Genomic DNA, 25,941 nt, shown 5'->3' with positions numbered 1-25,941 from the left:
GGGCGGGCCGCTTTGGCGTATTCCCAACCCCAATTCCGGCATTCGCCGCGCCTCTCCGCATGTCCCCGCACGTCAATTCGGCATGTGACGCAGGCAGTGACCGGGAACGGATGGTCAATTTCCGTTTCCGCTCGCTCCTTTGGCGGGCGATCAGTAGCCTCAGCTCGAACACCGGATCGCCTACGCCTTGGAGAGATACATGGAGCGTCCCGCCTGGGCACCACGAAGCATCGACATCTCGGTGCCGAGCGTTTCGCGTATCTACGACTACTACCTGGGCGGTTCGCACAACTTCGAGGTCGACCGGGAAGCGGCCCGCAAGGCCATGGAGTTCCTCCCGGGACTTCCCAAGATCATGCAGGCGAACCGGGCGTTCATGCGTCGCGCCGTACGATTCGCGGCCGCCGAGGGCATCACCCAGTTCCTCGACATCGGCTCCGGAATTCCCACCTTCGGAAACGTCCACGAGGTGGCCCAGGCGGCCAGCCCCGGCGCCCATGTCATGTACGTCGACCACGATCCGGTGGCGGTCGCGCACAGCCAGGCCGTCCTGGCGGACAACGCGACCGCGGACGTCGTCGCGGCCGACCTCCGCAAGCCCCAGGAGATCCTGGCGAGCGCCGAGGTGCAGCGGCTGATCGACGTGAATCGGCCAGTGGCGCTGCTTCTCGTTGCCATACTGCACTTCGTGGAAGACACGGACGACCCGTACGGAGCGGTGGCACAGCTGCGCGAGGCACTCGCGCCCGGCAGCCTGCTGATCCTCACCCATGCCTCGTACGAGGGAATCCCGTTGCCACCGGAGCGGGCGGAGGGCGCGGTGGACGTGTACAAGGACATTCGCAATCCGCTGATCATGCGCTCGCGCGAGGAGATCGCGCGGTTCTTCGAGGGGTACGACATGGTGGAACCGGGACTGGTGCCGATGCCGGAGTGGCGGCCGGACACGGTGCTGGAGGACGAGGATCCGTACTCCTTCTCCGGATTCGCCGGCGTAGGACGCGCGGCGTGATCGCGGAGCCGGACGGGCCGGAGGGCAGACTGCGCAGGTTCGCGACCATCTGGAGCCGGGCGGTGTTCCCGGCGACCTCCACGTCGCTGACCCGGCCCGAGTTCGAGGAACTGCTCCTGCCGCTGGCACGGCGGTTGAGCGAGGCGCTGCGCGCCAGGACCTTCGAGGTCGAGGAGGGCAAGGCGGTCGGCGCCGCCCTCGTCTCCGCGCACTGCACCGACCCCGACGCCCTCACCCGCAGCCTGGAGTGCGTCGACGCCTACCTGGTGCTCTACTGCGGCGGCGACGGCTCCCAGGAGGACCTGCGGATCCGCTCGGCCCGGCTCCAGCACGCCATGGCCGCCGGCTTCGCCCAGGCACTGCGCGAGCGCACCCTGGCCGAGCAGGAGGCCATCTCGGTGGCCGCCCTCCAGGCCCAGGGCGTCGTCGCCCAGGCCCTGCACGCGACCGAGGCCCGCTTCCGCGCGGTCTTCGAGGGCGCGGCCATAGGTATCGGCATGGCCGACCTCGACGGCAACATCCTCCAGGTCAACGGCGCGCTGCTGCGCATGTTCGGGATCTCCGACCAGACCATGGGCGGCCGCAACGTCCGCGAGTGGACCCACCCGGACGACGCGCCCCAGACCTGGACCCTCTACGACGAACTCGTCCGCGGCGAGCGCGAGCACTACCACGTCGAGAAGGCGTTCTACCGGCCTGACGGAACGGTCCTGTGGACCAACCTCACGGTCTCCCTGCTCCGCGACGCCGACGGCGACCCGCAGTACCAGCTCGCCCTCATGGAGGACACCACCGAGCGGCGGCTGCTCAACCTGCGGCTCCGCTACGAGGCGACCCACGACGCCCTCACCGGCCTGCCGAACCGCACCCTGTTCTTCGAACGCCTGGAGAAGGCCCTCGGCGCGGGCAACAACCAGCGGTTCGGCCTGTGTTACCTCGACCTCGACGGCTTCAAGACCATCAACGACAGCCTCGGCCACGCGGCCGGTGACCGGCTGCTCGTCGAGGTCGCCGACCGGTTGCAGTCCTGCGCGACCGCGCCCGGCGAGATGGTCGCCCGGCTCGGCGGCGACGAGTTCGTCGCGCTGACCACCGGCCCCGACACCGAGCGCGAGGTCGACGAACTCGCGGGCCGCATCATGAACGCCCTGATCACCCCCGTCAGCATCGACGGCCGTGACCTCACCGTGCGCGGCTCCATCGGCATCGTCGAGGGCCCGGCCGGCGAGCGCGGCCCCGCGGAGGTGCTGCGCAGCGCCGACATCACGATGTACCGCGCCAAGTCCGCGGGCGGCAACCGCTTCGAGCTGGCCGACCCGGAGGCCGACGCCCGAGCGATCACACGCCACGGCCTGACAACAGCACTTCCGGCCGCCCTGGACCGCAAAGAGTTCTTCATCGAGTACCAGCCGCTGGTCCACCTCGGCGACGGCAGCGTGCGCGGCGCCGAGGCCCTCGTCCGCTGGCTGCACCCGCAGCACGGCGTCCTGGGCCCCGACCGCTTCATCCCGCTCGCCGAACACACCGGCCTGATCGTCCCGTTGGGCCGCTGGGTCCTGGAACAGTCCGTACGCCAGGCCCGCACGTGGCGTGAGACCTACGGCGACGGCGTCCCCCTGCGCATCAACGTCAACCTCTCGCCCTGCCAGCTCACCCACCCCGGCCTGGTCCAGGACACCGTCGACATCCTGGAGCGCACCGGCGTCGCCCCCGACGCGCTCTGCCTGGAGGTCACCGAGTCGGCGCTGATCGGAGCCGACGACGACCTCCTGAAGCCGCTGCGGCAACTCGCCGAGATGGGCGTCGACATCGCCCTGGACGACTTCGGCACCGGCTACTCGAACCTCGCCAACCTCCGCCGCCTGCCGGTCAGCATCCTCAAGCTGGACCGCTCCTTCACTCAGAGCATGCAGCAGTTCCCGGCCGACCCCGTCGACCTCAAGATCGTCGAGGGCATCGTCTCCCTCGCCCACAGCCTGAACCTCACGGTGACGGTCGAGGGCGTCGAGACCGGCGCCCAGGCCGAACAGCTCCGCATACTCGGCTGCGACACGGCCCAGGGCTGGTTCTACGCCCGCCCTGGCCCGCCGGAGCGGCTGCACGAGCTGGCGCTGGTGGACGCGACGGGGTGAGGGCGTAAGTCGGTTGCGGGAGGGCCGGGTTCGAGGGTGATCATGTGCGAGTGAGTGAAGAAGCACATGCGTCAGACGACGTGAACAAGGCGATCGAGGGCGAACTGGCCCTCATGGACCCGGCCGTCCGCGCCTCCCGCGACGAGGCCGTCCGCTTGCTGGACCCGGAGTACGTCGAGGTCGGCGACTCGGGCCGGCACTACACGTACGAGCACATGCTCGCGTGGCTGCCCGAGCACGCGGGCAGCGCGGCGGACGGCCCCCGCTACGTCCCGTCGGCCATCACTGGCATCGTCCTGGCCCCGGGCCTGGTGCAGCTCCGCTACGAGACCGACTTCGACGGCCGCCGCGCCCGCCGCACCTCCCTGTGGCGCAAGCGCGACGAGGCGACGGGCTGGCGGATGTTCTACCACCAGGGGACTCCGGTGCCGCCGGACATCGACTAGCACCTGTGCCAGGGGCGTCGGCGGGAGAGGATGCCTACGTGGCGGACGAACAGCCACCCGTCTCTCGTCGCATCTCGCCGAAGGAGTTGGGCTCGATGAGTACCGAACTACAGGGCCGAACCGCCGTAGTGACAGGCGCCAGCAAGGGCATCGGACTGGCGGTCGTGGAGGCGCTGGCCGGTGCGGGTGCGAGCGTCGTAGCCGGGTCCCGTACGACCACCGAGGGGCTGGACGCGCTGGTCAAGGAGGGCTCCGTCACCTGGGTGCCGGTCGACCTCGCGGAGCGCGGCGCGGCCGAGCGGCTGATCGAGGCGGCGGGCGGGCGCGTCGACGTCCTGGTGAACAACGTGGGTACGGCACCGCCCCGCACCGGCGGCTTCCTGTCCGTGACCGACGAGGACTGGCAGCGCACCCTCGACCTGAACCTCCTCACGGCGGTACGCGTCACCCGCGCCGCCCTGCCGCTGATGCTGGCCGCCGGCCGGGGCTCCGTGATCACGATCGGCTCGGTCAACGCGACGCTGCCCGACCCGCTGGTCATCGACTACAGCGCGGGCAAGGCCGCCCTGGTCGCCTTCTCCAAGGCCCTGTCCAAGGAGGTCGGCCCGGAGGGCATCCGCGTCAACACCGTCAGCCCCGGCCCGGTCGAGACGGAGCTGTGGCTCGGCGGCGGCGGAGTCGCGGCAACCGTGTCGGCCGCCACCGGCCTCACCTCGGCCGAGGTCGCGGCCAAGGCGGCCGGCGCCACCGTCACCGGCCGCTTCTCCAAGCCCGCCGAGATCGCCGACGTCGTCCTCTTCCTCGCCGGCGACCGCGCGGCCAATCTCACCGGCAGCGACCTGGTGATCGACGGCGGTCTGATCCCGACCTGGTGAGCCACCCGGGCGCCGACGGACGATGAACTCCCGTACGGAGATGCCCGGTTGCCCCTGCGCCTACGGCGACTGCGGCAATCGGCAGCGGCAGCGGCGACCGCGTGGAACCAGGTGGCCCACCGCTCCCGCAGCACCGGCCACACCTGGCGCCCGGGTGCGTTGGCGAGGCCGGCCGCTCCCGTGGCACTTGCTGTGCCGGGCGTCATCGACATCGTCCGGGTGGGCTCGCGAGGTTGGCTGTTCCCGCCGTGCTTGCTGCGGTGGGCGCCGGGGGTGGCGCCCGGGTGAGGTGCTGTGGCTCACGGCTCCCACGGCATCCGAATCAGAGTCCCGTCGGGTTCGCGGGGTTCACCGCTTCCACAGCAGCCGCCGCATCCGGCGTCCGCGGCGGCGCGCGGGCGGCCCGGCGGGGCTGGCTGCTTCCGCCGCACCTGCTGCGCTGGGCGTCAGCGACAGGGTCCGGGCGAGGCGCTGCGGCTCACAGCTCCCGCAGCGTGCGACCCAGGCCCCGCCCAGTTCGCGGAGTTCATCGCTTCCACGCCAGCCGCCGCAACCGACACTCGCGCCCGCCGCCTCCCGAGTCCGCCGCAACCGGCATCCGCACCAGCCCCCCCGCCGAGCCCGCGCAGCCAACCTCACCGCTCCAACAACATCCGCTGCAACTCCCTAGCCGCCCGCGGCGGAGCCACATCACTTCGGTGCGCGAGCGCGATCGTCCGGTGCAGCCCAGGCCGCGCCAGCGGGGTCACCCGCAGCCCCCGCCCGGACTTCGTCGCGACCATGCGCGGGACTACGGCCACGCCGAGCCCCGCTCGCACGAAGCCGAGGACCGCGTCCATCTCGCCGCCCTCCACCGCGAAGTCGGGCTCGAAGCCCTCGGCGCGGCACGCGGCGACGGTCAGTTCGCGGAGGTCGTAGCCGTGCCGGAACATCACCAGGCGCTCGCCCTCCAGGTCGGAGATCCGTACCGTCCGGCCGCGGCCCGGCGCCGGCGCCTCCGGTGAGGACACGACCACCAGGTCCTCGCGCAGCAGCTCCACCGTCGTCAACGCCGGTGAGGGGGTGGGCAACGGCAGGACCACCAACGCCAAGTCGAGGGCACCGCGGGCGAGTTCGCGTACGAGGTCGTGGGAACCCCCCTCCTCGATCAGCAGCCGGATGCCGGGATAGCGGTCGTGGAAGGCGCGGAGTACGTCCGGGAGCAGGCCCGTGCACAGGCTCGGGGTCGCGCCCAACCTGATCCGGCCGCTGCGGAGTTGGACCAGTTCGAGGACCTCGTGCCGGGCCGTGTCCGCGTCCGCCAGGATGCGCCGGGCCAGCGGCAGCAGCGCCTCGCCCGCGTCCGTGAGCGTGATGTTGCCCCGCGCCCGCAGGAACAGATCGGCGCCCAGCTCCCGCTCCAGCGCCTTGATCTGCTGGGACAGCGAGGGCTGTGCGACATGGACCAGATCGGCGGCCCGGGTGAAGTGCCGGGTCTCGGCGACCGCCACGAAGTACTGGAGCTGCTGGAACTGCATACACCAACGATAGCCCCAGCCTATGGAAACCAGGCAGACCATGTCTTGGACCGATCGGGTATCGGGCGCCTAACGTCCGTAGACATGGCTCTGGCAACGCGGACGGACCGACGGCCGTCGATGGCGCGCACGGTGTGGGACAGCTCCGTCGGCAAGAAGACGGTGATGGCCGTCAGCGGCCTGATCATGCTGCTGTATCTGGTCGTCCACATGATCGGGAACCTGAAGATCTTCTTCGGGGCGGGCGAGTTCAACCACTACGCCCACTGGCTGCGCACCGTCGGCGAACCCTTCATGCACTACGAGTGGACGCTCTGGCTGATCCGGATCGTCCTCGTCGTCGCCGTGATCGCCCACGCCGTCTCCGCGTACCAGCTCAGCCGCCGTGACATCAAGGCGCGCCCCAGCAAGTACGTGCACAAGAAACGCCGGTCGACCTACGCCACCCGCACCATGCGCTGGGGCGGCATCATCCTCGCCCTGTTCATCGTCTGGCACATCCTCGACCTGACGACCGGCACCGTGCACTCCGGCGGCTTCCAGGAGGGCCACCCGTACCAGAACGTCGTGGACACCTTCTCCACCTGGTACGGCGACACGATCTACATCGTCGCGATGCTCGCCCTAGGCCTGCACGTCCGGCACGGCTTCTGGAGCGCCGCGCAGACCCTCGGCGCGGGCAGCCGCAGCCGCGACCGTGCCCTGAAGACCGTCGCCAATGTCCTCGCGCTGCTGCTCACGGCCGGCTTCATCGCCGTGCCCGTGGGCGTCATGACCGGAGTGGTGAGCTGAAATGGCCCTTGAATACGCCGACTTCACGACCGGGGAACCCGTCACCGACACCAAGTCGCCCACCGGCCCCATCAACGAGCGCTGGGACACCCGCCGTTTCGAGGCCAAACTCGTCAACCCCGCCAACCGCCGCAAACACACGGTGATCGTCGTCGGCACCGGCCTCGCGGGCGGCTCGGCAGGCGCCACCCTCGCCGAACAGGGCTACCACGTAGTCCAGTTCTGCTTCCAGGACTCCCCGCGCCGCGCCCACTCGATCGCCGCCCAGGGCGGCATCAACGCGGCGAAGAACTACCGCAACGACGGCGACTCCGTCCACCGCCTCTTCTACGACACCGTCAAGGGCGGCGACTTCAGGGCCCGCGAGTCCAACGTCCACCGCCTGGCGCAGATCTCGGTGGAGATCATCGACCAGTGCGTGGCGCAGGGCGTGCCCTTCGCGCGCGAGTACGGCGGCCTCCTCGACACCCGCTCCTTCGGCGGCGTGCAGGTGTCGCGGACCTTCTACGCCCGAGGTCAGACAGGGCAGCAACTCCTCCTCGGCGCCTACCAAGCCCTCTCCCGGCAGATCGCCGCCGGCAACATCGAGATGCACCCGCGTACCGAGATGCTCGACCTGATCGTCGTGGACGGAAAGGCGCGCGGGATCGTGGCCCGCGACCTCATCACGGGCCGTATCGACACGTACTTCGCGGACGCCGTCGTCCTCGCCAGCGGCGGCTACGGCAACGTCTTCTACCTGTCGACGAACGCCATGAACTCCAACGCCACCGCCGTCTGGCGGGCGCACCGGCGCGGCGCGCTGTTCGCCAACCCGTGCTTCACCCAGATCCACCCCACCTGCATCCCGCGCACCGGCGACCACCAGTCCAAACTCACCCTGATGAGCGAGTCGTTGCGCAACGACGGCCGGATCTGGGTGCCGAAGGCGCAGGGTGACCAGCGCCCGCCGAACGAGATCCCCGAGGACGAGCGCGACTACTACCTGGAGCGCATCTACCCGGCCTTCGGCAACCTCGTACCACGCGACATCGCCTCCCGCGCCGCGAAGAACGTGTGCGACGAGGGCAGGGGAGTCGGCCCCGGCGGGCAGGGCGTCTACCTCGACTTCGCCGACGCCATCGGGCGGTTGGGGCGGAAGGCAGTCGAGGAGAAGTACGGCAACCTCTTCGACATGTACGCCCGGATCACCGCCGAGGACCCGTACACCGTCCCGATGCGGATCTATCCCGCCGTGCACTACACGATGGGCGGCCTCTGGGTCGACTACGACCTCCAGACTACGATCCCGGGCCTGTTCGCGATCGGCGAGGCAAACTTCTCCGACCACGGAGCCAACCGCCTCGGCGCCTCCGCGCTGATGCAGGGCCTCGCCGACGGCTACTTCGTCCTCCCGGCGACGATCAACGACTACCTCGCCCGACACCCCGGACACGAGGGGATCGACGTCCAACACCCCGCCGTGCAGGAGGTGTTGGCGGAGACCGAGGACCGCCTCAACCTCCTCCTCGCGGTGGACGGCGACCGCACCCCCGACTCCTTCCACCGCGAACTCGGCGAACTCATGTGGGAGTTCTGCGGCATGGCCCGCACCGACAGCGGACTGCGCAAGGCACTGGAACGCATCCCGCAGATCCGCGAGGAGTTCTGGCGGCGGATCAAAGTCCCGGGCACCGGCGAGGAGTTCAACCAGTCGCTGGAGAAGGCGAACCGGATCGTCGACTACCTCGAACTCGCCGAGCTGATGTGCCTCGACGCGCTGAACCGCGCCGAGTCCTGCGGCGGCCACTTCCGTGAGGAGTCGCAGACCCCGGACGGTGAAGCGGAGCGCAGGGACGAGGAGTTCGGCTACGCCGCCGCCTGGGAGTTCACCGGCACCGGTTCATCTCCCGTACTGCACAAGGAAGACCTGGTCTTCGAGTACGTCCACCCCACCCAGCGGAGCTACGCATGAAGCTCACCCTGCGCGTCTGGCGGCAGCGGAACGCCGACGCCGAAGGCGCCATGTCCACCTACCAAGTGGACGGAATCTCCACGGACATGTCGTTCCTGGAGATGCTCGACACCCTCAACGAGGAACTCATCCTCAAGGGCGAGGACCCGGTCGCCTTCGACCACGACTGCCGCGAGGGCATCTGCGGCGCGTGTTCCCTCGTCATCAACGGCGACGCGCACGGCCCCGAGCGCACCACCACCTGCCAACTCCACATGCGGTCCTTCGAGGACGGCGACACGATCGACATCGAGCCGTGGCGTGCCTCGGCCTTCCCGGTCGTCAAGGACCTCGTGGTCGACCGCTCTGCCTTCGACCGGATCATCCAGGCCGGCGGCTACATCACCGCCCCCACCGGCGCCGCCCCCGAGGCCCACGCCACCGCCGTCCCCAAACCGGACGCCGACTTCGCCTTCGAGCACGCCGAGTGCATCGGCTGCGGAGCGTGCGTCGCCGCGTGCCCCAACGGCGCGGCGATGCTGTTCACTTCGGCCAAGGTCAACCACCTCAACGTCCTCCCGCAGGGCGCCCCCGAGCGCGAGACCCGCGTCCTCGACATGGTCGCCCAGATGGACGACGAGGGCTTCGGCGGCTGCACCCTCGCCGGTGAGTGCGCCACCGCCTGCCCGAAGGGCATCCCGCTGTTCTCCATCACCGGGATGAACAAGGAGTGGCTGCGAGCGACCCGCAAGGTGGCCAAGCGCTAGACGTCCCAGCTCACCGAACGTTCGCCGGCAGGGTGCGGACGGGCGGAGCCGGAGTGGTGCTCAACCCCGGCTCCGCCAAGCACCCCTGGCATTCAACAACCCCACATCGTCTCTCTCTTCGCGGGTCACATCACGGACAGCCGGCGTCGGCACAACAGGTATGGCGGCACCGCTCGCCGCCGAGCCGCCCCCGGCCCGTGACCAGGAGAGAGCCATGACCGGCGTTTCCACCCTCGACCGTCCCTCGCAGCCCGCCGCGCCGACCCGCTACACCGTCACGCTCGCCCGCGACGAGGACGAGGTGCGGGCCGCGCAGCGGCTGCGGCACGACGTCTTCGCCGGGGAGATGGGCGCCCACCTGTCCAGCCCGCAGCCCGGCCTGGACGTCGACGCCTTCGACGCCTACTGCGACCACCTCCTCGTCCGCGACACGGTCACCGGGCAGGTGGTCGGCACCTACCGGCTGCTGCCGCCCGAGCGCGCCGCGGTCGCCGGACGGCTCTACTCGGAGAGCGAGTTCGACCTCGCCCCCCTCGACAGCATCCGCCCGGGCCTCGTCGAGGTCGGCCGCTCCTGCGTCCACCCCGACCACCGCGACGGCGCCGTCATCGGCCTCATCTGGGCCGGCATAGCCCGCTACATGGTCGACCGCGGCCACGAATGGCTCGCCGGCTGCTGCTCCATCCCGCTCGCCGACGGCGGCACCCTCGCCGCCGGCACCTGGGACCGGGTCGGCGCCAAGCACCTCGCCCCCGAGGAGTTCCGGGTACGACCCCTGCTGCCCTGGAGCGCCGACGGCGTGACCCGCCCCGCCGGACGCGTCGAACTCCCGCCGCTGCTGCGCGGATACGTCCGCCTCGGCGCCTGGGTGTGCGGCGAGCCCGCCCACGACCCGGACTTCGGGGTCGCCGACCTGTACGTGTTGCTGTCGATGCGCCGGGTCAACCCGCGCTATCTGCGGCACTTCCTCTCGCTCGTCCCGGCGTGATGAGCGGCTGGCTGCCCAGCGCGCCCTGCACCCCCAGGTCGTGCATCGAGTCGAAGGGGTCCGTCACGGCCGTACCGCGTGCCGTGCTGCGCTTCGTGACCGTCCTGGTCGTGGTGGCCGCCGGGGCCGCGCTCACCCCCGTCGGCGCGCGGATCCCCGCCCGCGCGGTGCGCTGGTGGTGCCGGACGATCGTCCGGGCCGCCGGCATCCGGCTCCGCATCACCGGCACCACCACGCCCACCGGCGGACTGCTGCTCGTCGCCAACCACATCTCGTGGCTGGACATCCCGCTGCTGGCCGCCGTACGCCCCGCCCGCATGCTGGCCAAGGCCGAGATCCGGCACTGGCCCGTCGCGGGCACGCTCACCGCGGGCAGCGGCGCCCTGTTCATCGACCGCGACCGGTTGCGCGCCCTCCCCGAGACGGTCGCCTCCATCGCGGGTGCCCTGCGCGCGGGCGGAGCGGTCGCCGTCTTCCCCGAGGGCAGCACCTGGTGCGGCCGGGCCCAGGGCCACTTCCGGCGGGCCGTCTTCCAGGCCGCACTGGACGCCGGAGTACCCGTCCAACCCGTCGGCCTGCACTACCTCACCGACGGCACCGCCAGCACCGCCCCCGCCTTCGTCGGCAGCGACTCCCTGCTCACCTCGGTGTGGCGGGTCGTGTCGACGCGCGGGCTCGTCGCCGAGGTCGAGGTGGGCGAGACCATCGCCCCCGGCAGCCACCCCGACCGCCGCTCCCTCGCGCACGCGGCGCAGACCGGGGTGACCGCCCAGCCCCAGCACCGGGACCACTGCACGTCGGTGGCGCAGGCCCCGGTGAAAATCCGCAGGACGGCGCGGAGGCGTCCTGTTAGCGTTGCGTCCATGAGGATCATCAGGCACACCGGCACCGCGACCGCGCGAGCGACCAGCTCGCCGGCCGCCGACGTGTGATCTGACCTCACTGACCTCTCCCGGCGGCCGGAAACGGACCGCCGGGTGTGTCGTTTCCAGCCCCCTCGCACGCTGCCCCGCGATCCCTTCCGGTCCCCGACCGACCCGAAGGACTCACCGCCATGAACACCGACGACATCGTCCGTACGTTCCTCGACTTCTACCGCGAACGCGGGCACGAGTTGATCACCGGCAGCTCGCTCCTGCCGCCGCCCTCGGACCCGGTCCTCTTCACCACGTCCGGCATGCACCCGCTCACGCCGTACCTCCAGGGGCGCCCGCATCCACAGGGGCGGCGCCTGGTCAACGTCCAGCGCTGTCTGCGCACCACAGACCTCGACGAGATCGGCGACCTCACCCACCTGACCGTGTTCGAGATGCTCGGCTCATGGTCGTTGGGCGACTACGACCATCCGCAGAGCCTGCGTTGGGGGTACGAACTGCTGCGGGACGGCTTCGGAATTCCGCGCGAGAAGTTGTACGTCACTGTCTTCGGCGGTGATGAGCAGGTGGGCCCCGATCTCGAATCGCTGGACACCTGGCGGGAGTTGGGGCTGCCGGTCGAGTCGACGCGAGACGAGAACTGGTGGTCCAACGGGCCCGTGGGTCCCTGTGGCCCCGACTCCGAGATCTTCTACTGGACCGGCGACGGCCCGCCGGAGGGGAGCCCGACCACGGACTCGCGTTGGGTGGAGATCTGGAATCACGTCCACATGCGGCTTGAGCGTGGTGAGGACGGTGGGCTCGTTCCGTTGCGGCAGGTCAACGTTGATACGGGGATGGGTTTGGAGCGGCTTGTGTCTGTTCTTCAGGGGCGGCGGTCGGTCTACGAGACGGACCTGTTCGAGCCGTGGATGAGGACGGTTCCGCTGTTGTGGGAGCTGGACGAGCGCTCGGTGCGGGTGGTCTGTGATCATCTCCGGTCGAGTGTTGTCGTCCTGGAGGAGGGGGTACGGCCTTCCAACACCGGGCGTGGATATGTGCTGCGGCGGTTGATTCGGCGGCTGCTCACGGTTCTGTGGCGGGGCGACGACTCGCGTACGTTGTGCGATCTGCCGGGGGAGCTTCTCGGTACCGGCACTGTGCGGGAGGTGTTGCTGGATGAGGAGCGGCGGTTCTCTCAACTGCTTGAGCGGGGGCGGCGGGTGTTGTCTCGGCCGGAGTTTCGGGGGCGGCCGTTGAGTGAGGAGGACTACCACTTCCTCCATGACACTCATGGGTTGCCCCGGGAATGGGTTGGCGGTCTTCAGAGGTAGTTGGTTGGGTGCGGGTGTGTGGGGGCTGGTCGCGCCCACGCGGCGGAGCCGCAAATTGATACAGCCCCGCGCCCCTAGAAGACGGGCGTCTACGCTAGCGCGTTTGCCAGATAGGGAGCCGTTGCGCTGTCACTCGCCCCTGCTACCTTCCTCGGCGGGCCCGCCGCCACGATCCTCCCGCCCTTCTCTCCTCCACCCGGGCCCAAGTCGATGACCCAGTCCGCGCCCGCCACCACGGCCATGTCGTGCTCGACCACCACCACGGTGTGGCCCGCGTCGACCAGGCCGTGGAGTTGGCGGAGGAGGACCTCTACGTCGGCCGGGTGGAGGCCGGTGGTCGGTTCGTCGAGGAGGTAGAGGGTGTGGTTGCGGCGGCCGCGTTGCAACTCCGTGGCCAGTTTGATGCGTTGGGCCTCGCCGCCGGACAACTCGGTGGCGGGCTGGCCCAGATGGAGGTAACCGAGGCCCACGTCCAGGAGTGCGGTCAGGCTGCGGGCCACAGCCGGAGTGTCCGTGTCCGCGAAGAAGGCCGCCGCGCTCTCCACCGTCAGGTCGAGGACCTCCGCGATGTTCCGTCCCCGGTACGTCACTTGGAGTGTCTCGGGGTTGTAGCGCGCCCCGCCGCAGTCGGGGCACGGGGTGTAGGTGCTGGGGAGGAAGAGCAGCTCTACGCTCACGAAGCCCTCGCCCTGGCAGGTCTCGCAGCGGCCTCCCCCAGAGGGGGGACCCCCAGCCACGTTGAAGGAGAACCGGCCCACGCCGTAACCCCGTCGGCGCGCCTCGTCCGTGGCCGCGAAGACCTTGCGGACGACGTCGAAGAGACCCGTGTACGTCGCCAGGTTCGAGCGGGGGGTGCGGCCGATCGGTTTCTGGTCGACCGACACCAGGCGTTCTACGCCGGGGAGTTCCTCGGTGATCTCGCCGATCAGCGTGGACTTGCCCGAGCCCGAGACGCCGGTTACCGCGGTGAACACGCCCAGCGGGAATTCGGCTGTCACGTCGCGCAGGTTGTGCCGCGTCACCGGGCCCACCTTCAACTCGCCTCGCGGTGAACGGACTTCGCGGGCCGGCGTGGGGGAGTCGTCGAAGAGGAAGCGCGCCGTCGCCGAGTCCTGCACCGCCGCGAGCTCCGCCACCGGTCCGCTGTGCAGTACCCGGCCGCCGTGCTCACCGGCCAGCGGGCCCACGTCCACCAGCCAGTCGGCGGCGCGCATGACGTCCAGGTGGTGCTCCACCACGAACACCGAGTTGCCCGCTGCCTTCAGCCGGTCCAGGACCGTGAGCAGGGCCTTCGTGTCCGCGGGGTGCAGGCCGGCGGAGGGTTCGTCCAGGACGTAGACGACGCCGAAGAGGCCGGACCTCAACTGGGTTGCCAGGCGCAGGCGTTGGAGTTCGCCGGCCGAGAGGGTGGGGGTCGCGCGGTCCAGACTGAGGTAGCCGAGGCCGAGTTCGAGGATGGGGGCGATGCGGGAGGTGAGGTCCTCGGTGAGGACGCGTGCCGCCTCCGACGTGCCGTTGAGGCTGTCGGCCAACTCCACGAGCGGTAGCGCGGCCAGGTCGGCGATCGTGCGGCCCGCGATGGTCACCGCCAGGGACTCGGCACGCAGTCTGCTGCCTCCGCAGACCGGGCAGGGGGTGCTCGTCAGGAAGCGTTCCGCCTTGGTGCGGAGGGTGGGGCTCTTCGTGTCCGCGAACGTCTTCATGACGTAGCGGTGGGCGCTCATGTACGTGCCCTGGTAAGGGCGTTGGATGCGGTTCGCGTCCCGGACCGGGTGGACCGTGACCACCGGTTGTTCGTCCGTGAACAGGATCCACTCCCGCTGTTCGGCGGGGAGTTCTCGCCACGGTACGTTCACGTCGTGGCCGAGGGTGTCGAGGATGTCGCGCAGGTTCTTGCCCTGCCAGGCGCCCGGCCACGCGGCGATCGCGCCCTCGCGGATCGACAGCGAGGGGTCGGGGACGAGGGACTCCTCGGTCGTGCGGTGGACCCGGCCGAGACCGTGGCACTCGGGGCACGCGCCCGCCGCCGTGTTGGGGGAGAAGGCGTCCGAGTCGAGGTGCTCCGCGCCGGGCGGGTAGTCGCCTGCCCGGGAGAACAGCATCCGGAGCGAGTTCGAGAGGTTGGTGACCGTGCCCACCGAGGAACGGGAGGTGGGGGTCGAGCGGCGTTGCTGGAGGGAGACCGCCGGGGGCAGGCCGGTGATCGCGCCGACCTTCGGGGCTCCTACCTGGTGGATCAGTCTGCGGGCGTACGGCGCCACCGATTCGAAGTAGCGGCGCTGAGCCTCCGCGTAGATCGTGCCGAACGCCAGGGACGACTTTCCGGAGCCGGAGACGCCTGTGAACACGGTCAACACGTCCCGCGGGATGTCGACGTCGACGCCCTGGAGGTTGTGCTCGCGGGCGTCGCGGACACGGACGTAGGAGTCGGGGACGTGTGGGGTGCGGGGCGTGCCGGGGCTGTGCATGACCCGGCGAGTCTATGCGAGCACGCCGGGTGTCGCCCGGTGACCTGCGGGGGTGCGGGGGCGTCCGCGCTGTGCCACGTTGGAAGACACGGATGCCAATAGCCGCACAGTCGCCGCGCACAGTCGCCGCACGGAAGGTCCGTGGTCATGAGCACTCCCGGATTCGGTTTCGGACGCACCCCCTTCGAGGAATTCGACGAGCTGATGTCCCGGTATTTCGGCGGTTCGGGACCGGCGTCACCGTCACGCCGGACCCAGCGCGTCGACATCGGCAGCCTGCTCTCCGAACGGGCCCGTGAGTTGGTCGCCCAGGCGCGGGACATCGCCGCCGTCGAGGGCAGCGAGGAACTCGACGCCCGGCATCTGCTGGCCGCCGCCACCGAGCAGGAGTCGACCCGACGGCTGCTCGCCGAGGCCGGCGCGGACCCCGACCGCATCAGGGAACGGCTGACCGCCGGAGCGGACGGCGGCCCGAAGACCGAACCCACCACCCTCACCCCGGCCGCCAAGCGCGCCCTCCTCGACGCGTACCGGATCTCCCGCGCCGAGGACTCCTCGTACATCGGCCCCGAGCACCTGCTACGGGCCCTGGCCGCCAACCCCGAGTCGGCCGCCGGACAGGCCCTCGCGGGCAGCGGCTGGGAGAGCGACCGGGTGCCGAACGGTGCCGAGCCCGAGCGGAAGCGGCCCAGCAGCACACCCACCGTCGACGAGTACGGGCGTGACCTCACCGAGGACGCCCGCGCCGGGCGGCTCGACCCGGTGATCGGGCGGGACGACGAGGTCGAGCAGACCATCGAGGTACTGTCCCGGCGCAGCAAGAACAACCCCGTCCTCATCGGCGACCCCGGCGTCGGCAAGACCGCCGTCGTCGAGGGCATCGCCCAGCGGATCGTCGCCGGTGACGTGCCGAAGACCCTCGAAGGCAAGCGGCTCGTGTCGCTGGACCTGGCAGGGATGGTCGCCGGCACCAAGTACCGGGGCGAGTTCGAGGAGCGGCTGAAGAAACTCCTCGACGAGGTGAGCGAGCACGGCGACGAACTGGTGCTGTTCCTCGACGAGTTGCACACCGTCGTCGGCGCGGGTGGCGGGGGAGACGGTGCTCTGGACGCGGGGAACATGCTCAAACCCGCCCTGGCCCGCGGGCAGTTGCACCTCATCGGTGCCACCACCGTCGACGAGTACCGCAAGTACATCGAGAAGGACTCGGCGTTGGAGCGCCGCTTCGCGCCCATCCTGATCGGCGAACCGACCGTCGACGACACCATCGAGATCCTGCGCGGCCTGCGCGACCGCTACGAGGCCCACCACCAGGTCCGTATCACCGATGAAGCTGTCGTCGCGGCGGCCGAGCTGTCCGACCGGTACATCACCGCCCGTTTCCTGCCCGACAAGGCCATCGACCTGATGGACCAGGCCGCGGCCCGGGTACGGCTGCGCGCCAAGACGCCGCTCTCCGACAACCGCGAGGTCGAGGACCGGCTCGCCGCCCTCAACCGCGAGAAGGACCAGGCCGTCGCCGACGAGGAGTACGAGCGGGCCAAGGAGATCCGCGACCGGATCAAGGTCACCGAGGCCGAGTTGAAGGCGGGCGGCTCCGCCGAGGAGCAGGCGCCCAAGGTCACCGCCGAGGACATCGCCGAGGTCGTCTCGCGCACCACCGGCATTCCGGTCGCCCAGCTCACCGAGGAGGAGCGCGCCCGGCTGATGAAGCTGGAGGAGCACCTCCACGAGCGGGTCGTCGGCCAGGACGAGGCCATCACCGCCGTCGCCCGTGCCGTACGCCGAGCCCGGGCCGGCATGAGCGACCCGAACCGGCCCATCGGCAGCTTCCTCTTCCTCGGCCCCACCGGCGTCGGCAAGACCGAACTGGCCCGCGCGCTCGCCGCCGCCCTCTTCGGCGACGAGAGCCGCATGATCCGCCTCGACATGAGCGAGTTCCAGGAACGGCACACCGTCTCCCGCCTGGTCGGCGCGCCTCCCGGATACGTCGGTCACGACGAGGCCGGCCAGCTCACCGAGGCCGTCCGCAGACAGCCGTACGCCGTGCTGCTGCTCGACGAGGTCGAGAAGGCGCACCCCGACGTCTTCAACACGCTGCTGCAACTCCTCGACGACGGGCGGCTCACCGACTCGCAGGGGCGCACGGTCGACTTCAAGAACACCGTCGTCATCATGACGTCGAACATCGGCGCCGACCGCATCCTCGCGGCGGGCGTCGACGACTACGCCAAGGTCCGCGAGACGGTGATGCCGGTCCTGAACCAGCACTTCCGCCCCGAGTTCCTCAACCGCATCGACGAGATCATCGTCTTCCGGGGCCTGGAACGCTCCCAGCTCCGCGACATCGTCGACCTGTTGCTGGAACACACCCGGCGCAGGCTGCACGCCCAGGACGTCACCCTGGAGGTCAGCGACTCGGCGGCGGACCTGCTGGCCAACCTGGGCTATCAACCCGACTTCGGCGCCCGCCCGTTGCGCCGCACCATCCAGCGCGAGGTCGACGACCGGCTCGCCGACATGCTCCTCGCCGGCGAACTGAACGCGGGCGACCAGGCCCGGGTCGACGCGAGCGACGGAACGATCGAGATCAGCGCACGCCAGGCGGCCGCGCACTAGCCGGACCGCATTCGCATCCCTCAGGGAGACAGGCATGAGCAGTTATCGAGTCGCGCAAGTGGGCGCGGCCGGCGCCGAGTTCACGATCGCCGAGCGGGACGTGCCGGAGCCGGGGCCGGGCCATGTGCGGATCGCCGTGGAGGCCTGCGGGATCTGCCACAGCGACACCTTCTTCGTGAACGCCGGAGTACCGGGCGTACGGTTCCCGCTCGTCACCGGGCACGAGATCGCCGGACACATCGACGCGCTCGGCGAGGGCGCCTCTGACAGCGGCTGGCGGGTCGGCGACCGGGTGTCCGTCGGCTGGTTCGGCGGCAGCTGCGGCCACTGCACCCCGTGCAGGCAGGGCGACTTCATCGTCTGCGAGAACATGAAGGTGCCCGGCTGGGCCTACGACGGAGGCTTCGCGGAGATGACCGTGGCGCCGGTCGACGCACTCGCTCGGATCCCCGACAGCCTCTCGGCGAGCGCCGCCGCGCCCATGGGATGTGCGGGCGTGACCACGTTCAACGGACTGCGGCACAGTGCGGCGGGGCCGGGCGACCTGGTGGCCGTCCTCGGACTCGGTGGCCTCGGTCACCTGGGCGTGCAGTACGCGGCCGCCATGGGATTCGAGACCGTGGCGATCGCGCGAGGTCCCGAAAAGGCCGACTTCGCCAAGCAGTTGGGCGCACACCACTATGTGGACAGCACGGCGGACACCGATGTCGCGGACGCGCTGAAGGCGCTCGGCGGCGCCAAGGTCGTGCTGGCCACGGCGGGCAACGCCGACGCCGCGACGGCGACCGTGGAGGGGCTGCGGCCCCGCGGCGAACTGGTCGTCATCGGAGCGGACACCGCGCCGTTGGGGATCAGCCCGCTCCAACTGCTCATGAGCGCCAAGGTGGTTCGGGGCCACCCGTCCGGCACCGCGCAGGACGTGCAGGACACGCTGGCCTTCAGCGCCCTGCACAACATCCGCCCGATGGTCGAGACCGTACCCCTGGACCAGGCCGGCGAGGCCTACGAGCGGATGCTGTCCGGCGCCGCGCGCTTCCGGATGGTGCTCACGCCCTGAGCGAGGCGAGCCGCCGATAGGAGTCCAGCAGGGCCTCGCGGTCGTAGGTGCTGGTGGTGACGAGGACCTCGTCGGCCGCCGTCTCCTTCAGCACCGTCTCCAGCTCATGGGCCACCTGCTCCTCGGTGCCCGCGAGCTGTCCGCTGAGCCCGGCCTCGTAGAAGCCGAACTCCTTGTCGGTCATGGGAAGTTGCTCCACGCGCTCGGCGGGCGGCAGCGGCGGGAAGGTGCCGTGGGTGCGCGAGTACGCCATCGACCAGGCCTCCGGGACGAGCAGCCGCCGGGCCGCCTCGGGGGTGGCGGCCACGGCGATCGTGCCCGATATGACGACGTACGGCTGCGCGGCCCACGAGGAGGGGCGGAAGCGGGCGCGGTAGTGGTCGATTCCGCGCTGCATCTTCTCCCTGTTGCGGAGGTCGCCGATGACCATCGGCAGACCGGCCCGGGCCGCGATGTCGGCGCCCTCGCCCATCGCGAGCACGAACGGCGGGACGCTCAGGCCCTCCGAGGGCCGCGCGTGCGCGCCGGTGGGCGAGGTGCCGTGGAACCAGTCGAGGAGTTCGTCGAGTTGTCCGGCGAAGTCGTCGGCGTCGTCCTTGTCGCGGCCCAGCGCCCTGCGCACGCCGCCGGTGAAGCCGACCGAGCGGCCGAGCCCCATGTCGATCCGGCCCGGGAACAGCGACTCCAGAACCCCGAACTGCTCGGCCACAACCAGGGGTTGGTGATTGGGCAGCATCACCCCGCCCGTCCCGACCCGGATGCTCCGGGTGGCCGAGGCGACGGCGGCGGCCAGCACGGTCGGTGCGGAACCTGCGACCCCGGGCACGCCGTGGTGCTCCGACACCCAGAACCGGTGATACCCCAGCTCCTCGACCTCCCGCGCCAGCCGCACGGTGTCGCGCAGCGCCTCGGCGGGCGGGTGCCCCTCGCGGGTGCGGGACCGGTCGAGGACGGAGAACGGGGTCGAGGCGATCACGGAACTCACGTCAGTTCCAACGCCGGGGAGGCTCCGGCATTCCCGCGGCGGTCAGGCCCCGGGGCGCAGCAGCCCGCGCTCGTACGCCTTCGCCAGGCGCTGCGGGACGAGGTGGCGTACGCCGTCGACGGTGACCGGCACCAGCGTGGGCGTCGTGGCCTTCCACCGGGCGCGGCGGTGGCGGGTGTTGCTGCGGGACATCTTCCGTTTGGGGACGGCCATGGGGATTCCTCCTCGGTGGGCTGGTGGGCATCGAGGACGCTATATGAAAATGGATCCCATTAGCAATCGGGGGTCGCGTGTACGGCTCTCACCGCCGGGACCGGACCCGGGCGTCCCGGGGCGGGTCGATGAACTGCAACTCCAGCGTGACGGGCGGTTCCGCGAGCCCCGGCCCGCCCGCGGCCGCCCACTCCAGGACTTCCTCCGTGCAGTCGTCGTCCATCGCGAACCCGACCCAGGTCGGCCGCCCACCGGCCCCCCGTCCCGCGGCCGACGGCTGGACGACGATCACGTTGGCCTGGTCGCAGGGGCCGAGGCAGTCCGTCGTACGGACGGCGAAACCGTGCTCGGCCGCACCCGCGCGCAGCCGTTCCACCTGCCAGGCGTGGTCGGTGCCGGGGTGTTTGCGCGGGTCGCCGCAGCAGCAGCCCCGGCACACGACCAGGGTGCAGGGCCGCTCGCGGGCGGCGCCGATCAGGAACGTACCGGGGGCGGGAGTGGCGGCAGACATGTGAGAAGCATGAGGCCAGGCCTCTTGCGGGCCGTTGCCGGGGTGCGGGGACCGGCTGTCTAGGGTGGGCGGGTGACTGCCGACAACAAGCGCCCGCTCGCCGTGTTCGACCTCGACAACACCCTCGCCGACACGGCGCACCGGCAACGGTTCCTGGAGCGGAAGCCGCGAGACTGGGACGGTTTCTTCGGCGCCGCGCCGCAGGACCCACCCCTGGCGGAGGGCGTCGCGCTCGCGCTGGAGAGCGCCGAGGAGTGCGAGGTCGTGTATCTGACCGGGCGGCCCGAACGCTGCCGGCGCGACACGCTCGCCTGGCTCGCCGCGCACGGGCTGCCCGAGGGGCGGGTCTTCATGCGGCGCAACGACGACCGCAGGCCCGCCCGGCGCACCAAGCTGGAGAAACTCAAGCAGCTAGCCCGCGACCGCGACATCCGGGTCCTCGTGGACGACGACGAGTTGGTCTGCGACGACGCCGAACGGGCCGGGTTCAGAGTCGTACGGGCCCGCTGGACCTCCCCCTCCGCCGCGCTGGAGGCGGCACAGGAGGGGGAGGGCCGGACCTGAGAGGCTGCTGCCCTGCGGCTGTCAGTCCTCGTCCTCGATGCGGAAGCCGACCTTCAGGCCGACCTGGAAGTGCTCGATCTGCCCGTTCTCGATCTGGCCCCTGACCTGGGTCACCTCGAACCAGTCCAGGCTGCGCAGGGTCTGCGCGGCGCGGGCGACGCCGTTGCGGATGGCCTGGTCGATGCCCTCGTGAGAGGTGCCGACGATCTCGGTGACCCGGTACGTGTGCTCGGACATGCGGGTACTCCTCTCGGCCGTGACGGGCGCGTCACGCGTTACTCCACCGTGCCCCACAGCGCGGCAGTGCGCGAGACGGCCCGTCACCCGACGTCAGCGCACCACGCTGAGCGACAGCGCGAAGCGTCCTTCCCGGTCGGTCCACCAGTGGGCCAACTCCAGCCCGGTCGTGGCCAGTTCGGACCGCACGCCCTCCTTGCGGAACTTCGCCGAGATCTCGGTGCGGAGTTCCTCGCCCGCCGTGAAGTCGACGGCGAGATCGAGTGCCGGGATCTTCACGGTCTGGTCCGTGCGGGAGCGCAGCCGCATCTCGATCCACTCGTTGTCCGTGTCCCAGAGGGCGACGTGGTCGAAGGCGTCGGCGTCGAAATCGGCGCCGAGTTCGCGGTCGACCACGGTCAGGACGTTCTTGTTGAACGCGGCCGTCACCCCGGCCGCGTCGTCGTACGCCCTGACCAGGACCTGCTCGTCCTTGACCAGGTCCGTGCCGAGGAGCAGCGCGTCGCCGGGGGAGAGGAGCGAGCGGAGGCCGGCGAAGAACGTGGCGCGTTCCGCCGGGAGCAGGTTGCCGATCGTGCCGCCGAGGAACGCCAGCAGCCGGGGTCCCGGTGTCTCCGGCAGGGTGAGGTCGCCGGTGAAGTCGGCGATCAGGGCGTGCACGTCGAGACCCGGGCGCTCCTCGATGAGGGCGTGCCCGGCCTGCGTGAGCGCGCTCTCACTGACGTCGACGGGGACGTACACGGCCAGGCCGGTGAGCGCGTCCAGCAGGTGACGTGTCTTGTCCGAGGAGCCGGAGCCCAGCTCGACGAGCGTGCGGGCGCCGGTCGCGGCGGCGATCTCGCCGGCCCGGTCGACGAGGATCTCCCGCTCGGCGCGCGTCGGGTAGTACTCGGGCAACTCGGTGATCTGCTCGAAGAGTTCGCTGCCGTGGGCGTCGTAGAACCACTTCGGCGGGAGTGTCTTCGGGGTGCGGGTGAGGCCCTCCAGGACGTCGGCGCGCAGGGCCGCGTCGGTGGCGTCCTCGGGGAGGGTGCGGGTGAGAAGGAACGGACTCACGTGCGGGGCTCCTTCGAAGGTGCGGGTGCCAGATCTTTCAGGGGGGTCAGGAGGACCTCGGTGCGGGTCGCGGTGAGCAAGGTGCGGTCGGGGGCCTCCTGCCAGTGCGGGTCGTCGTCGTACGGCTCGGAGGCCACGACCGTGCGGCGGCCGGGCTCCGCGAGGTACCAGAGGGTGTCGCCCCAGGCCGTGGCGGCGATCGTCTCGCCGTCGGTGAGAAGGAGGTTGAGGCGGGAGCCGGGGGCGGCTGCCGCGACCTCCACCACCGTGTCGGCCAGTGCCTGGCCCTCCTCGTCGCCCGCCCGGAGCCGGTTGAGGACCAGGGCCCAGACGAACGCCGAGTCGCAGCGGGCATCGAGCGACAACAGGTCCACCGGGGGCAGGCGTTGGGCGAGCGCGGCGAGTGTCTGCGGCCAGCCGGTGACGGCGCCGTTGTGGCTGAACAGCCAGGGGCCCGCGGCGAACGGTGCCGCCGCGGCCTCCCCGTCCGCACCCGCGAACGTCGCGTCCCGTACGGCGGCCAGCAGTGCCCCCGAGCGGACCACACGGGCCAGGTCGGCGAAGGACTGGTCGCCCCAGATGGGGACGGCCCGCCGGTAGCGGCCCGGCACCGGGTCGCCCTCGGCGTACCAACCCACCCCGAAACCATCGGCGTTGACCGTTCCGTGCTTCTGCCGACGCGGTTCCCAGGACTGGCGGTACAGGCTGTGCTCCGGGTCCACGAGGAGCCGGCCCAGCGGTTCCTCGGGTCCCAGGTACGCCAGGTGACGGCACATCAGACGGCCCCCGAGCGGGCCGTACGGAAGCCGGAGAAGATCTGCCGCCGGATCGGATAGTCCCAGTTGCGGAACGTACCCCGGCAGGCCACCTCGTCCACGGCGAACGAACCGCCCCGCAGCACCTTGTACTCCGGGCCGAAGAACACCTCCGAGTACTCCTTGTACGGGAACGCCTTGAACCCCGGGTACGGCAGGAAGTCGCTCGACGTCCACTCCCACACGTCACCGATCAACTGGCGTACGCCCAGGGGTGATTCGCCCGCCGGGTAGCTGCCGGCGGGGGCCGGGCGCAGGTGGCGTTGGCCCAGGTTGGCGTGCTCGGGTGCCGGGTCGGCGTCGCCCCACGGGTAGCGCATAGAGCGGTCGGCCGTCGGGTCGTGGCGGGCCGCCTTCTCCCACTCGGCCTCGGTGGGCAGCCGGCGTCCGGCCCAGCGGGCGTAGGCGTCGGCCTCGTACCAACAGACGTGCACCACCGGCTCGTTCGGGGGTACGGCCTCCGTCACGCCGAACCGGCGCCGCAGCCACTGGCCCGCCTCCCGACGCCAGAACTCCGGCGCCGTGAGGGAGCTGCGGCGGACGTGCGCCCAGCCCTCCTTCGTCCACCAGCGCGGGTCGTCGTAGCCGCCGTCCTCGATGAACGCCAGATACGCGCCGTTCGTCACCGGAGTCGTGTCGATGTGGAACGGGGCCACCTCCCGCCGGTGCGCGGGCCGTTCGTTGTCCAGCGCCCATGGCTCGGTGGAGGTGCCCATCGTGAACGGGCCCCCGGGGACGAGGACTTCGGACGGGCCGGTGAACAGCGGGACCGGCTCCGGGTCCGGGGCGGTCAACGCCTGCGGGCCCGTGCGGAGCTGATGGGTGATCAACATCGTTTCGTCGTGCTGCTGTTCGTGCTGGGCGACCATCCCGAAGGCGAAGCCCATGTCGGTGAGCCGGGTCCCGCGGAAGGCGTGGCTCTCCAGCACGTCCGTCACCCGGCCGCGCACCTCGGCCGCGTACTGCCGGGCCTCCGCGGGCGGCAGCAGCGGCAGCGAGGGGCGTTCGGAACGCGGGTGCTCGAACGCGTCGTAGAGGCCGTCGATGTCGGGCCGCATCGCGTCCCGGCCGCCGACGGCCCGCAGCAGCCACAGTTCTTCCTGGTTGCCGATGTGCGCGAGGTCCCAGACCAGCGGGGACATCAACGGCGAGACCTGGGCGGTGAGTTCGGGCTCGTCCACACAGCTCGTGAGGAGCGTCGTGCGGTCCCGGGCCGTGGTGAGGGTGGTCAACGCCCGTTGCCTGAGCGCCTCGATATCGATGTCAGCGGAGGTGTCGGCGCCGGTGTCGGCGGCGATGTCGGCGTCGGTCATGTGCGGATGTCCTTCCCGTGCGGGCGGCTGTCCGTGCCACGCACGCGGTCGAGCAGATCGTCGGCGGGGCAGCGGCCCCGGACGACATAGCGGTCGAAGTACGCGCGGACGGCGTCCGTGACCCCGGCGGTGGCGCCGAGCCGGGGCAGGGCCTCCAGGGCCGCCGCGAAGCAGACGAGGGCGACCTCGTGCAGCTCCGGGTCGGACAGCCCGTAGCGGGCCGCGTCGATCCACAGCGGATTGTGCGGCGCGGGCAGTCCCTGGGACCGTTCGGCCAGCGGCTTCACGGCCCGGTACGCGGTCTCGGCGGCCTCGGGGTCGTCGAACAGCGCGGTCGTCACGGCCAGCGGCACGATCCAGCCGTCGTCCCCGGGCTGCGCGTCGATCATGCGCAGTTCGAGATGACCGCGCGGTCTGACCGGCGGGAACAGCGTCGAAACGTGGTAGTCGAGATCCTCACGGGTCGGCGGCCTGGGCGCCCCCGACCTGATCCACTCCCGGAACGTCAGCTCCTCCGGGACCTCCCACGGGCCGCTGTCCTGCCGTATGCACATCACCGGCGAGTCCAGGACGTGATCGGTCCAGGCGTCGCGCGGCTGCGCGTCCAGGGTCGGACCGCCCGCCCGGCCGGGGCCGATCTCCATCCAGATCAGCTGCCGGGTGGAGCGCCAGCCGGTGGGGCTGCGGCCGACCAGCGGGGAGTTGGCGAACGCGGCCACCAGAACCGCGCCCAGCTGGTGCGCCAGCCACCAGCGCCGCCCGAGGCCGAGCGGACCCGGCTCCTCGTAACCGGCGTCCAGACACACCTGCACGGACGCCGAGGTGCACATCATGCGGCGCCCGGCGGGGCCGGTGCGGTCGAGGCAGCGCTCCATGGCGTCGTAGCGCGGCTCGTGCAGGAACCGGCGCGGCGGGTGCCAGGGATCGTGGCCGACACCGACCAGCCCCAGGCCGTCGCGGCGCAGCACCGCGCGGACGGCGTCCAGGTCTTCGGAGACGGAACCGATGCACTCCATCAGGGAGGCGGCGGGCGACGAGCTGAGTTCCAGCTGGCCGCCGGGCTCGACGGTGAGCGCCGACCTCAGAGGCACGGTCCTCAAGGCGGCGTAGGCCGCTTCGAGTCGTTCGGGTGTCACGGGGAGCTGCGGCAGGCGCAGCTCGTGGACGAGCCATTCCACTTCGACCCCGAGCGTTCGGGGCGGACCGGTCTTGAAGCAGATGCCCCTGACCAGGGCTTCCACCTCGGGTTCGGTGACCGCGGTACGGGGCTCCGTACAGTCGCTACAGTCACTTGCCGTATCGGACATGTCGGGATCCTCCTGAGATTCCACCATGCCACCGGCCCGGTTTCTGTTGGGCCCGGGTCGGCACACTCGTACCACCCAAGACCCTCGCGGCTGGTCGCACAAGGGTGCGTATTGCCACGTTCGGGATCGGTAATCTCCGGTTCGCC

General features: G+C 70.8%; 23 protein-coding genes. 13 read left to right on the top strand and 10 right to left on the bottom strand.

Annotated features, from left to right (window positions below; genetic code table 11):
* Positions 1–199 precede the first annotated feature (199 nt).
* The 4 genes from OG194_RS04640 to OG194_RS04625 all read left to right on the top strand — a co-directional run bounded on the left by OG194_RS04640 (position 200) and on the right by OG194_RS04625 (position 4,465).
* Positions 200–1,012, top strand: coding sequence for an SAM-dependent methyltransferase (locus OG194_RS04640; protein ID WP_327399542.1), 813 nt, complete (start codon positions 200–202; stop codon positions 1,010–1,012).
* Positions 1,009–3,144 carry a putative bifunctional diguanylate cyclase/phosphodiesterase gene (locus OG194_RS04635; protein WP_327399541.1) on the top strand — a complete coding sequence of 712 codons (2,136 nt, stop codon included), beginning with the start codon at positions 1,009–1,011 and terminating at the stop codon, positions 3,142–3,144. The genes OG194_RS04640 and OG194_RS04635 overlap by 4 nt, the downstream gene beginning before the upstream one ends.
* A gap of 113 nt (positions 3,145–3,257) precedes the next feature.
* Positions 3,258–3,590, top strand: coding sequence for a nuclear transport factor 2 family protein (locus OG194_RS04630; RefSeq protein WP_442811781.1), 333 nt, complete (start codon positions 3,258–3,260; stop codon positions 3,588–3,590).
* Positions 3,591–3,685: 95 nt separating this feature from the next.
* On the top strand, positions 3,686–4,465 hold the full coding sequence (locus OG194_RS04625) for an SDR family NAD(P)-dependent oxidoreductase (RefSeq protein ID WP_327399539.1): 780 nt from the start codon (positions 3,686–3,688) through the stop codon (positions 4,463–4,465).
* Between the two features lie 635 nt (positions 4,466–5,100).
* On the opposite strand, the gene OG194_RS04620 is transcribed toward OG194_RS04625, so the two are convergent.
* Entirely contained in the window at positions 5,101–5,982 is an 882-nt protein-coding gene (locus tag OG194_RS04620; protein WP_043672571.1) for a LysR family transcriptional regulator, read from the bottom strand.
* Positions 5,983–6,102: 120 nt separating this feature from the next.
* Between OG194_RS04620 and OG194_RS04615 the strand changes: the two genes are divergently transcribed.
* The 6 genes from OG194_RS04615 to OG194_RS04590 all read left to right on the top strand — a co-directional run bounded on the left by OG194_RS04615 (position 6,103) and on the right by OG194_RS04590 (position 12,650).
* Entirely contained in the window at positions 6,103–6,774 is a 672-nt protein-coding gene (locus OG194_RS04615; RefSeq protein WP_327406977.1) for a succinate dehydrogenase, read from the top strand.
* Position 6,775: 1 nt separating this feature from the next.
* Complete coding sequence (locus tag OG194_RS04610) at positions 6,776–8,728, top strand: fumarate reductase/succinate dehydrogenase flavoprotein subunit (RefSeq protein WP_327399538.1); 1,953 nt, start codon at positions 6,776–6,778, stop codon at positions 8,726–8,728.
* Positions 8,725–9,474, top strand: a complete 750-nt coding sequence (locus OG194_RS04605) for a succinate dehydrogenase/fumarate reductase iron-sulfur subunit (RefSeq protein ID WP_327399537.1) — start codon at positions 8,725–8,727, stop codon at positions 9,472–9,474. The genes OG194_RS04610 and OG194_RS04605 overlap by 4 nt, the downstream gene beginning before the upstream one ends.
* Positions 9,475–9,688: 214 nt before the next feature.
* On the top strand, positions 9,689–10,462 hold the full coding sequence (locus OG194_RS04600) for a GNAT family N-acetyltransferase (RefSeq protein ID WP_327399536.1): 774 nt from the start codon (positions 9,689–9,691) through the stop codon (positions 10,460–10,462).
* The gene (locus OG194_RS04595; protein WP_327399534.1) at positions 10,462–11,394 is read left to right on the top strand and encodes a lysophospholipid acyltransferase family protein; all 933 of its coding nucleotides are present in this window, start codon (positions 10,462–10,464) and stop codon (positions 11,392–11,394) included. The genes OG194_RS04600 and OG194_RS04595 overlap by 1 nt, the downstream gene beginning before the upstream one ends.
* A 122-nt stretch (positions 11,395–11,516) precedes the next feature.
* Complete coding sequence (locus OG194_RS04590; protein WP_327399533.1) at positions 11,517–12,650, top strand: alanine--tRNA ligase-related protein; 1,134 nt, start codon at positions 11,517–11,519, stop codon at positions 12,648–12,650.
* An 89-nt stretch (positions 12,651–12,739) separates the two neighbouring features.
* Here the strand turns inward: OG194_RS04590 and OG194_RS04585 are convergent, their stop codons facing one another.
* Positions 12,740–15,118: an excinuclease ABC subunit UvrA gene (locus OG194_RS04585; RefSeq protein WP_327399532.1), complete on the bottom strand. Its 2,379-nt coding sequence runs from the start codon at positions 15,116–15,118 to the stop codon at positions 12,740–12,742.
* 147 nt (positions 15,119–15,265) lie between these two features.
* Here OG194_RS04585 and OG194_RS04580 point away from each other — a divergent pair, with 147 nt between their 5' ends.
* Positions 15,266–17,737, top strand: a complete 2,472-nt coding sequence (locus tag OG194_RS04580) for an ATP-dependent Clp protease ATP-binding subunit (protein ID WP_327399531.1) — start codon at positions 15,266–15,268, stop codon at positions 17,735–17,737.
* Positions 17,738–17,771: 34 nt separating this feature from the next.
* On the top strand, positions 17,772–18,794 hold the full coding sequence (locus tag OG194_RS04575; RefSeq protein ID WP_327399530.1) for an alcohol dehydrogenase: 1,023 nt from the start codon (positions 17,772–17,774) through the stop codon (positions 18,792–18,794).
* Here the strand turns inward: OG194_RS04575 and OG194_RS04570 are convergent.
* The 3 genes from OG194_RS04570 to OG194_RS04560 all read right to left on the bottom strand — a co-directional run bounded on the left by OG194_RS04570 (position 18,784) and on the right by OG194_RS04560 (position 20,503).
* Positions 18,784–19,779, bottom strand: a complete 996-nt coding sequence (locus tag OG194_RS04570; RefSeq protein WP_327399529.1) for an LLM class flavin-dependent oxidoreductase — start codon at positions 19,777–19,779, stop codon at positions 18,784–18,786. The genes OG194_RS04575 and OG194_RS04570 overlap by 11 nt on opposite strands.
* Positions 19,780–19,821: 42 nt before the next feature.
* On the bottom strand, positions 19,822–19,992 hold the full coding sequence (gene rpmF / locus OG194_RS04565) for a 50S ribosomal protein L32 (protein WP_327399528.1): 171 nt from the start codon (positions 19,990–19,992) through the stop codon (positions 19,822–19,824).
* Between the two features lie 88 nt (positions 19,993–20,080).
* A complete protein-coding gene (locus OG194_RS04560; protein WP_327399527.1) occupies positions 20,081–20,503 on the bottom strand; it encodes a (2Fe-2S) ferredoxin domain-containing protein in 423 nt (140 codons plus the stop codon).
* Between the two features lie 72 nt (positions 20,504–20,575).
* On the opposite strand from OG194_RS04560, the gene OG194_RS04555 reads away from it, so the two are divergent.
* Entirely contained in the window at positions 20,576–21,067 is a 492-nt protein-coding gene (locus OG194_RS04555) for a phosphatase domain-containing protein (protein ID WP_327399526.1), read from the top strand.
* Between the two features lie 21 nt (positions 21,068–21,088).
* On the opposite strand, the gene OG194_RS04550 is transcribed toward OG194_RS04555, so the two are convergent.
* The 5 genes from OG194_RS04550 to egtA form a co-directional block, all read right to left on the bottom strand.
* A complete protein-coding gene (locus OG194_RS04550; protein ID WP_019057614.1) occupies positions 21,089–21,304 on the bottom strand; it encodes a dodecin in 216 nt (71 codons plus the stop codon).
* 93 nt (positions 21,305–21,397) lie between these two features.
* Positions 21,398–22,360, bottom strand: a complete 963-nt coding sequence (gene egtD, locus OG194_RS04545; protein WP_327399525.1) for an L-histidine N(alpha)-methyltransferase — start codon at positions 22,358–22,360, stop codon at positions 21,398–21,400.
* Positions 22,357–23,136 carry an ergothioneine biosynthesis protein EgtC gene (egtC, locus tag OG194_RS04540; protein ID WP_327399524.1) on the bottom strand — a complete coding sequence of 260 codons (780 nt, stop codon included), beginning with the start codon at positions 23,134–23,136 and terminating at the stop codon, positions 22,357–22,359. Before egtC ends, egtD begins: the two co-directional genes overlap by 4 nt.
* The gene (gene egtB, locus OG194_RS04535) at positions 23,136–24,488 is read right to left on the bottom strand and encodes an ergothioneine biosynthesis protein EgtB (protein ID WP_327399522.1); all 1,353 of its coding nucleotides are present in this window, start codon (positions 24,486–24,488) and stop codon (positions 23,136–23,138) included. Before egtB ends, egtC begins: the two co-directional genes overlap by 1 nt.
* A complete protein-coding gene (egtA, locus tag OG194_RS04530) occupies positions 24,485–25,795 on the bottom strand; it encodes an ergothioneine biosynthesis glutamate--cysteine ligase EgtA (RefSeq protein WP_327399521.1) in 1,311 nt (436 codons plus the stop codon). The genes egtB and egtA overlap by 4 nt, the downstream gene beginning before the upstream one ends.
* Positions 25,796–25,941: the final 146 nt, after the last annotated feature.

It is taken from the genome of Streptomyces sp. NBC_01288, from assembly GCF_035982055.1.
Taxonomy (GTDB): domain Bacteria; phylum Actinomycetota; class Actinomycetes; order Streptomycetales; family Streptomycetaceae; genus Streptomyces.
This window is presented reverse-complemented; position numbering and strand designations above follow the sequence as displayed.

Excerpts from the sequence above, each read along its gene's own strand:
- OG194_RS04585 (WP_327399532.1), bottom strand. The coding sequence starts at position 15,118 with ATGCACAGCCCCGGCACGCCCCGCACCCCACACGTCCCCGACTCCTAC.
- OG194_RS04600 (WP_327399536.1), top strand. The coding sequence starts at position 9,689 with ATGACCGGCGTTTCCACCCTCGACCGTCCCTCGCAGCCCGCCGCGCCG.
- OG194_RS04590 (WP_327399533.1), top strand. The coding sequence starts at position 11,517 with ATGAACACCGACGACATCGTCCGTACGTTCCTCGACTTCTACCGCGAA.
- rpmF (WP_327399528.1), bottom strand. The coding sequence starts at position 19,992 with ATGGCCGTCCCCAAACGGAAGATGTCCCGCAGCAACACCCGCCACCGC.
- OG194_RS04625 (WP_327399539.1), top strand. The coding sequence starts at position 3,686 with ATGAGTACCGAACTACAGGGCCGAACCGCCGTAGTGACAGGCGCCAGC.
- OG194_RS04605 (WP_327399537.1), top strand. The coding sequence starts at position 8,725 with ATGAAGCTCACCCTGCGCGTCTGGCGGCAGCGGAACGCCGACGCCGAA.
- OG194_RS04630 (WP_442811781.1), top strand. The coding sequence starts at position 3,258 with ATGGACCCGGCCGTCCGCGCCTCCCGCGACGAGGCCGTCCGCTTGCTG.
- OG194_RS04550 (WP_019057614.1), bottom strand. The coding sequence starts at position 21,304 with ATGTCCGAGCACACGTACCGGGTCACCGAGATCGTCGGCACCTCTCAC.
- OG194_RS04610 (WP_327399538.1), top strand. The coding sequence starts at position 6,776 with ATGGCCCTTGAATACGCCGACTTCACGACCGGGGAACCCGTCACCGAC.
- OG194_RS04640 (WP_327399542.1), top strand. The coding sequence starts at position 200 with ATGGAGCGTCCCGCCTGGGCACCACGAAGCATCGACATCTCGGTGCCG.
- egtC (WP_327399524.1), bottom strand. The coding sequence starts at position 23,136 with ATGTGCCGTCACCTGGCGTACCTGGGACCCGAGGAACCGCTGGGCCGG.
- OG194_RS04595 (WP_327399534.1), top strand. The coding sequence starts at position 10,462 with ATGAGCGGCTGGCTGCCCAGCGCGCCCTGCACCCCCAGGTCGTGCATC.
- OG194_RS04580 (WP_327399531.1), top strand. The coding sequence starts at position 15,266 with ATGAGCACTCCCGGATTCGGTTTCGGACGCACCCCCTTCGAGGAATTC.
- OG194_RS04560 (WP_327399527.1), bottom strand. The coding sequence starts at position 20,503 with ATGTCTGCCGCCACTCCCGCCCCCGGTACGTTCCTGATCGGCGCCGCC.
- egtA (WP_327399521.1), bottom strand. The coding sequence starts at position 25,795 with ATGTCCGATACGGCAAGTGACTGTAGCGACTGTACGGAGCCCCGTACC.
- egtB (WP_327399522.1), bottom strand. The coding sequence starts at position 24,488 with ATGACCGACGCCGACATCGCCGCCGACACCGGCGCCGACACCTCCGCT.
- OG194_RS04615 (WP_327406977.1), top strand. The coding sequence starts at position 6,103 with ATGGCGCGCACGGTGTGGGACAGCTCCGTCGGCAAGAAGACGGTGATG.
- OG194_RS04620 (WP_043672571.1), bottom strand. The coding sequence starts at position 5,982 with ATGCAGTTCCAGCAGCTCCAGTACTTCGTGGCGGTCGCCGAGACCCGG.
- OG194_RS04575 (WP_327399530.1), top strand. The coding sequence starts at position 17,772 with ATGAGCAGTTATCGAGTCGCGCAAGTGGGCGCGGCCGGCGCCGAGTTC.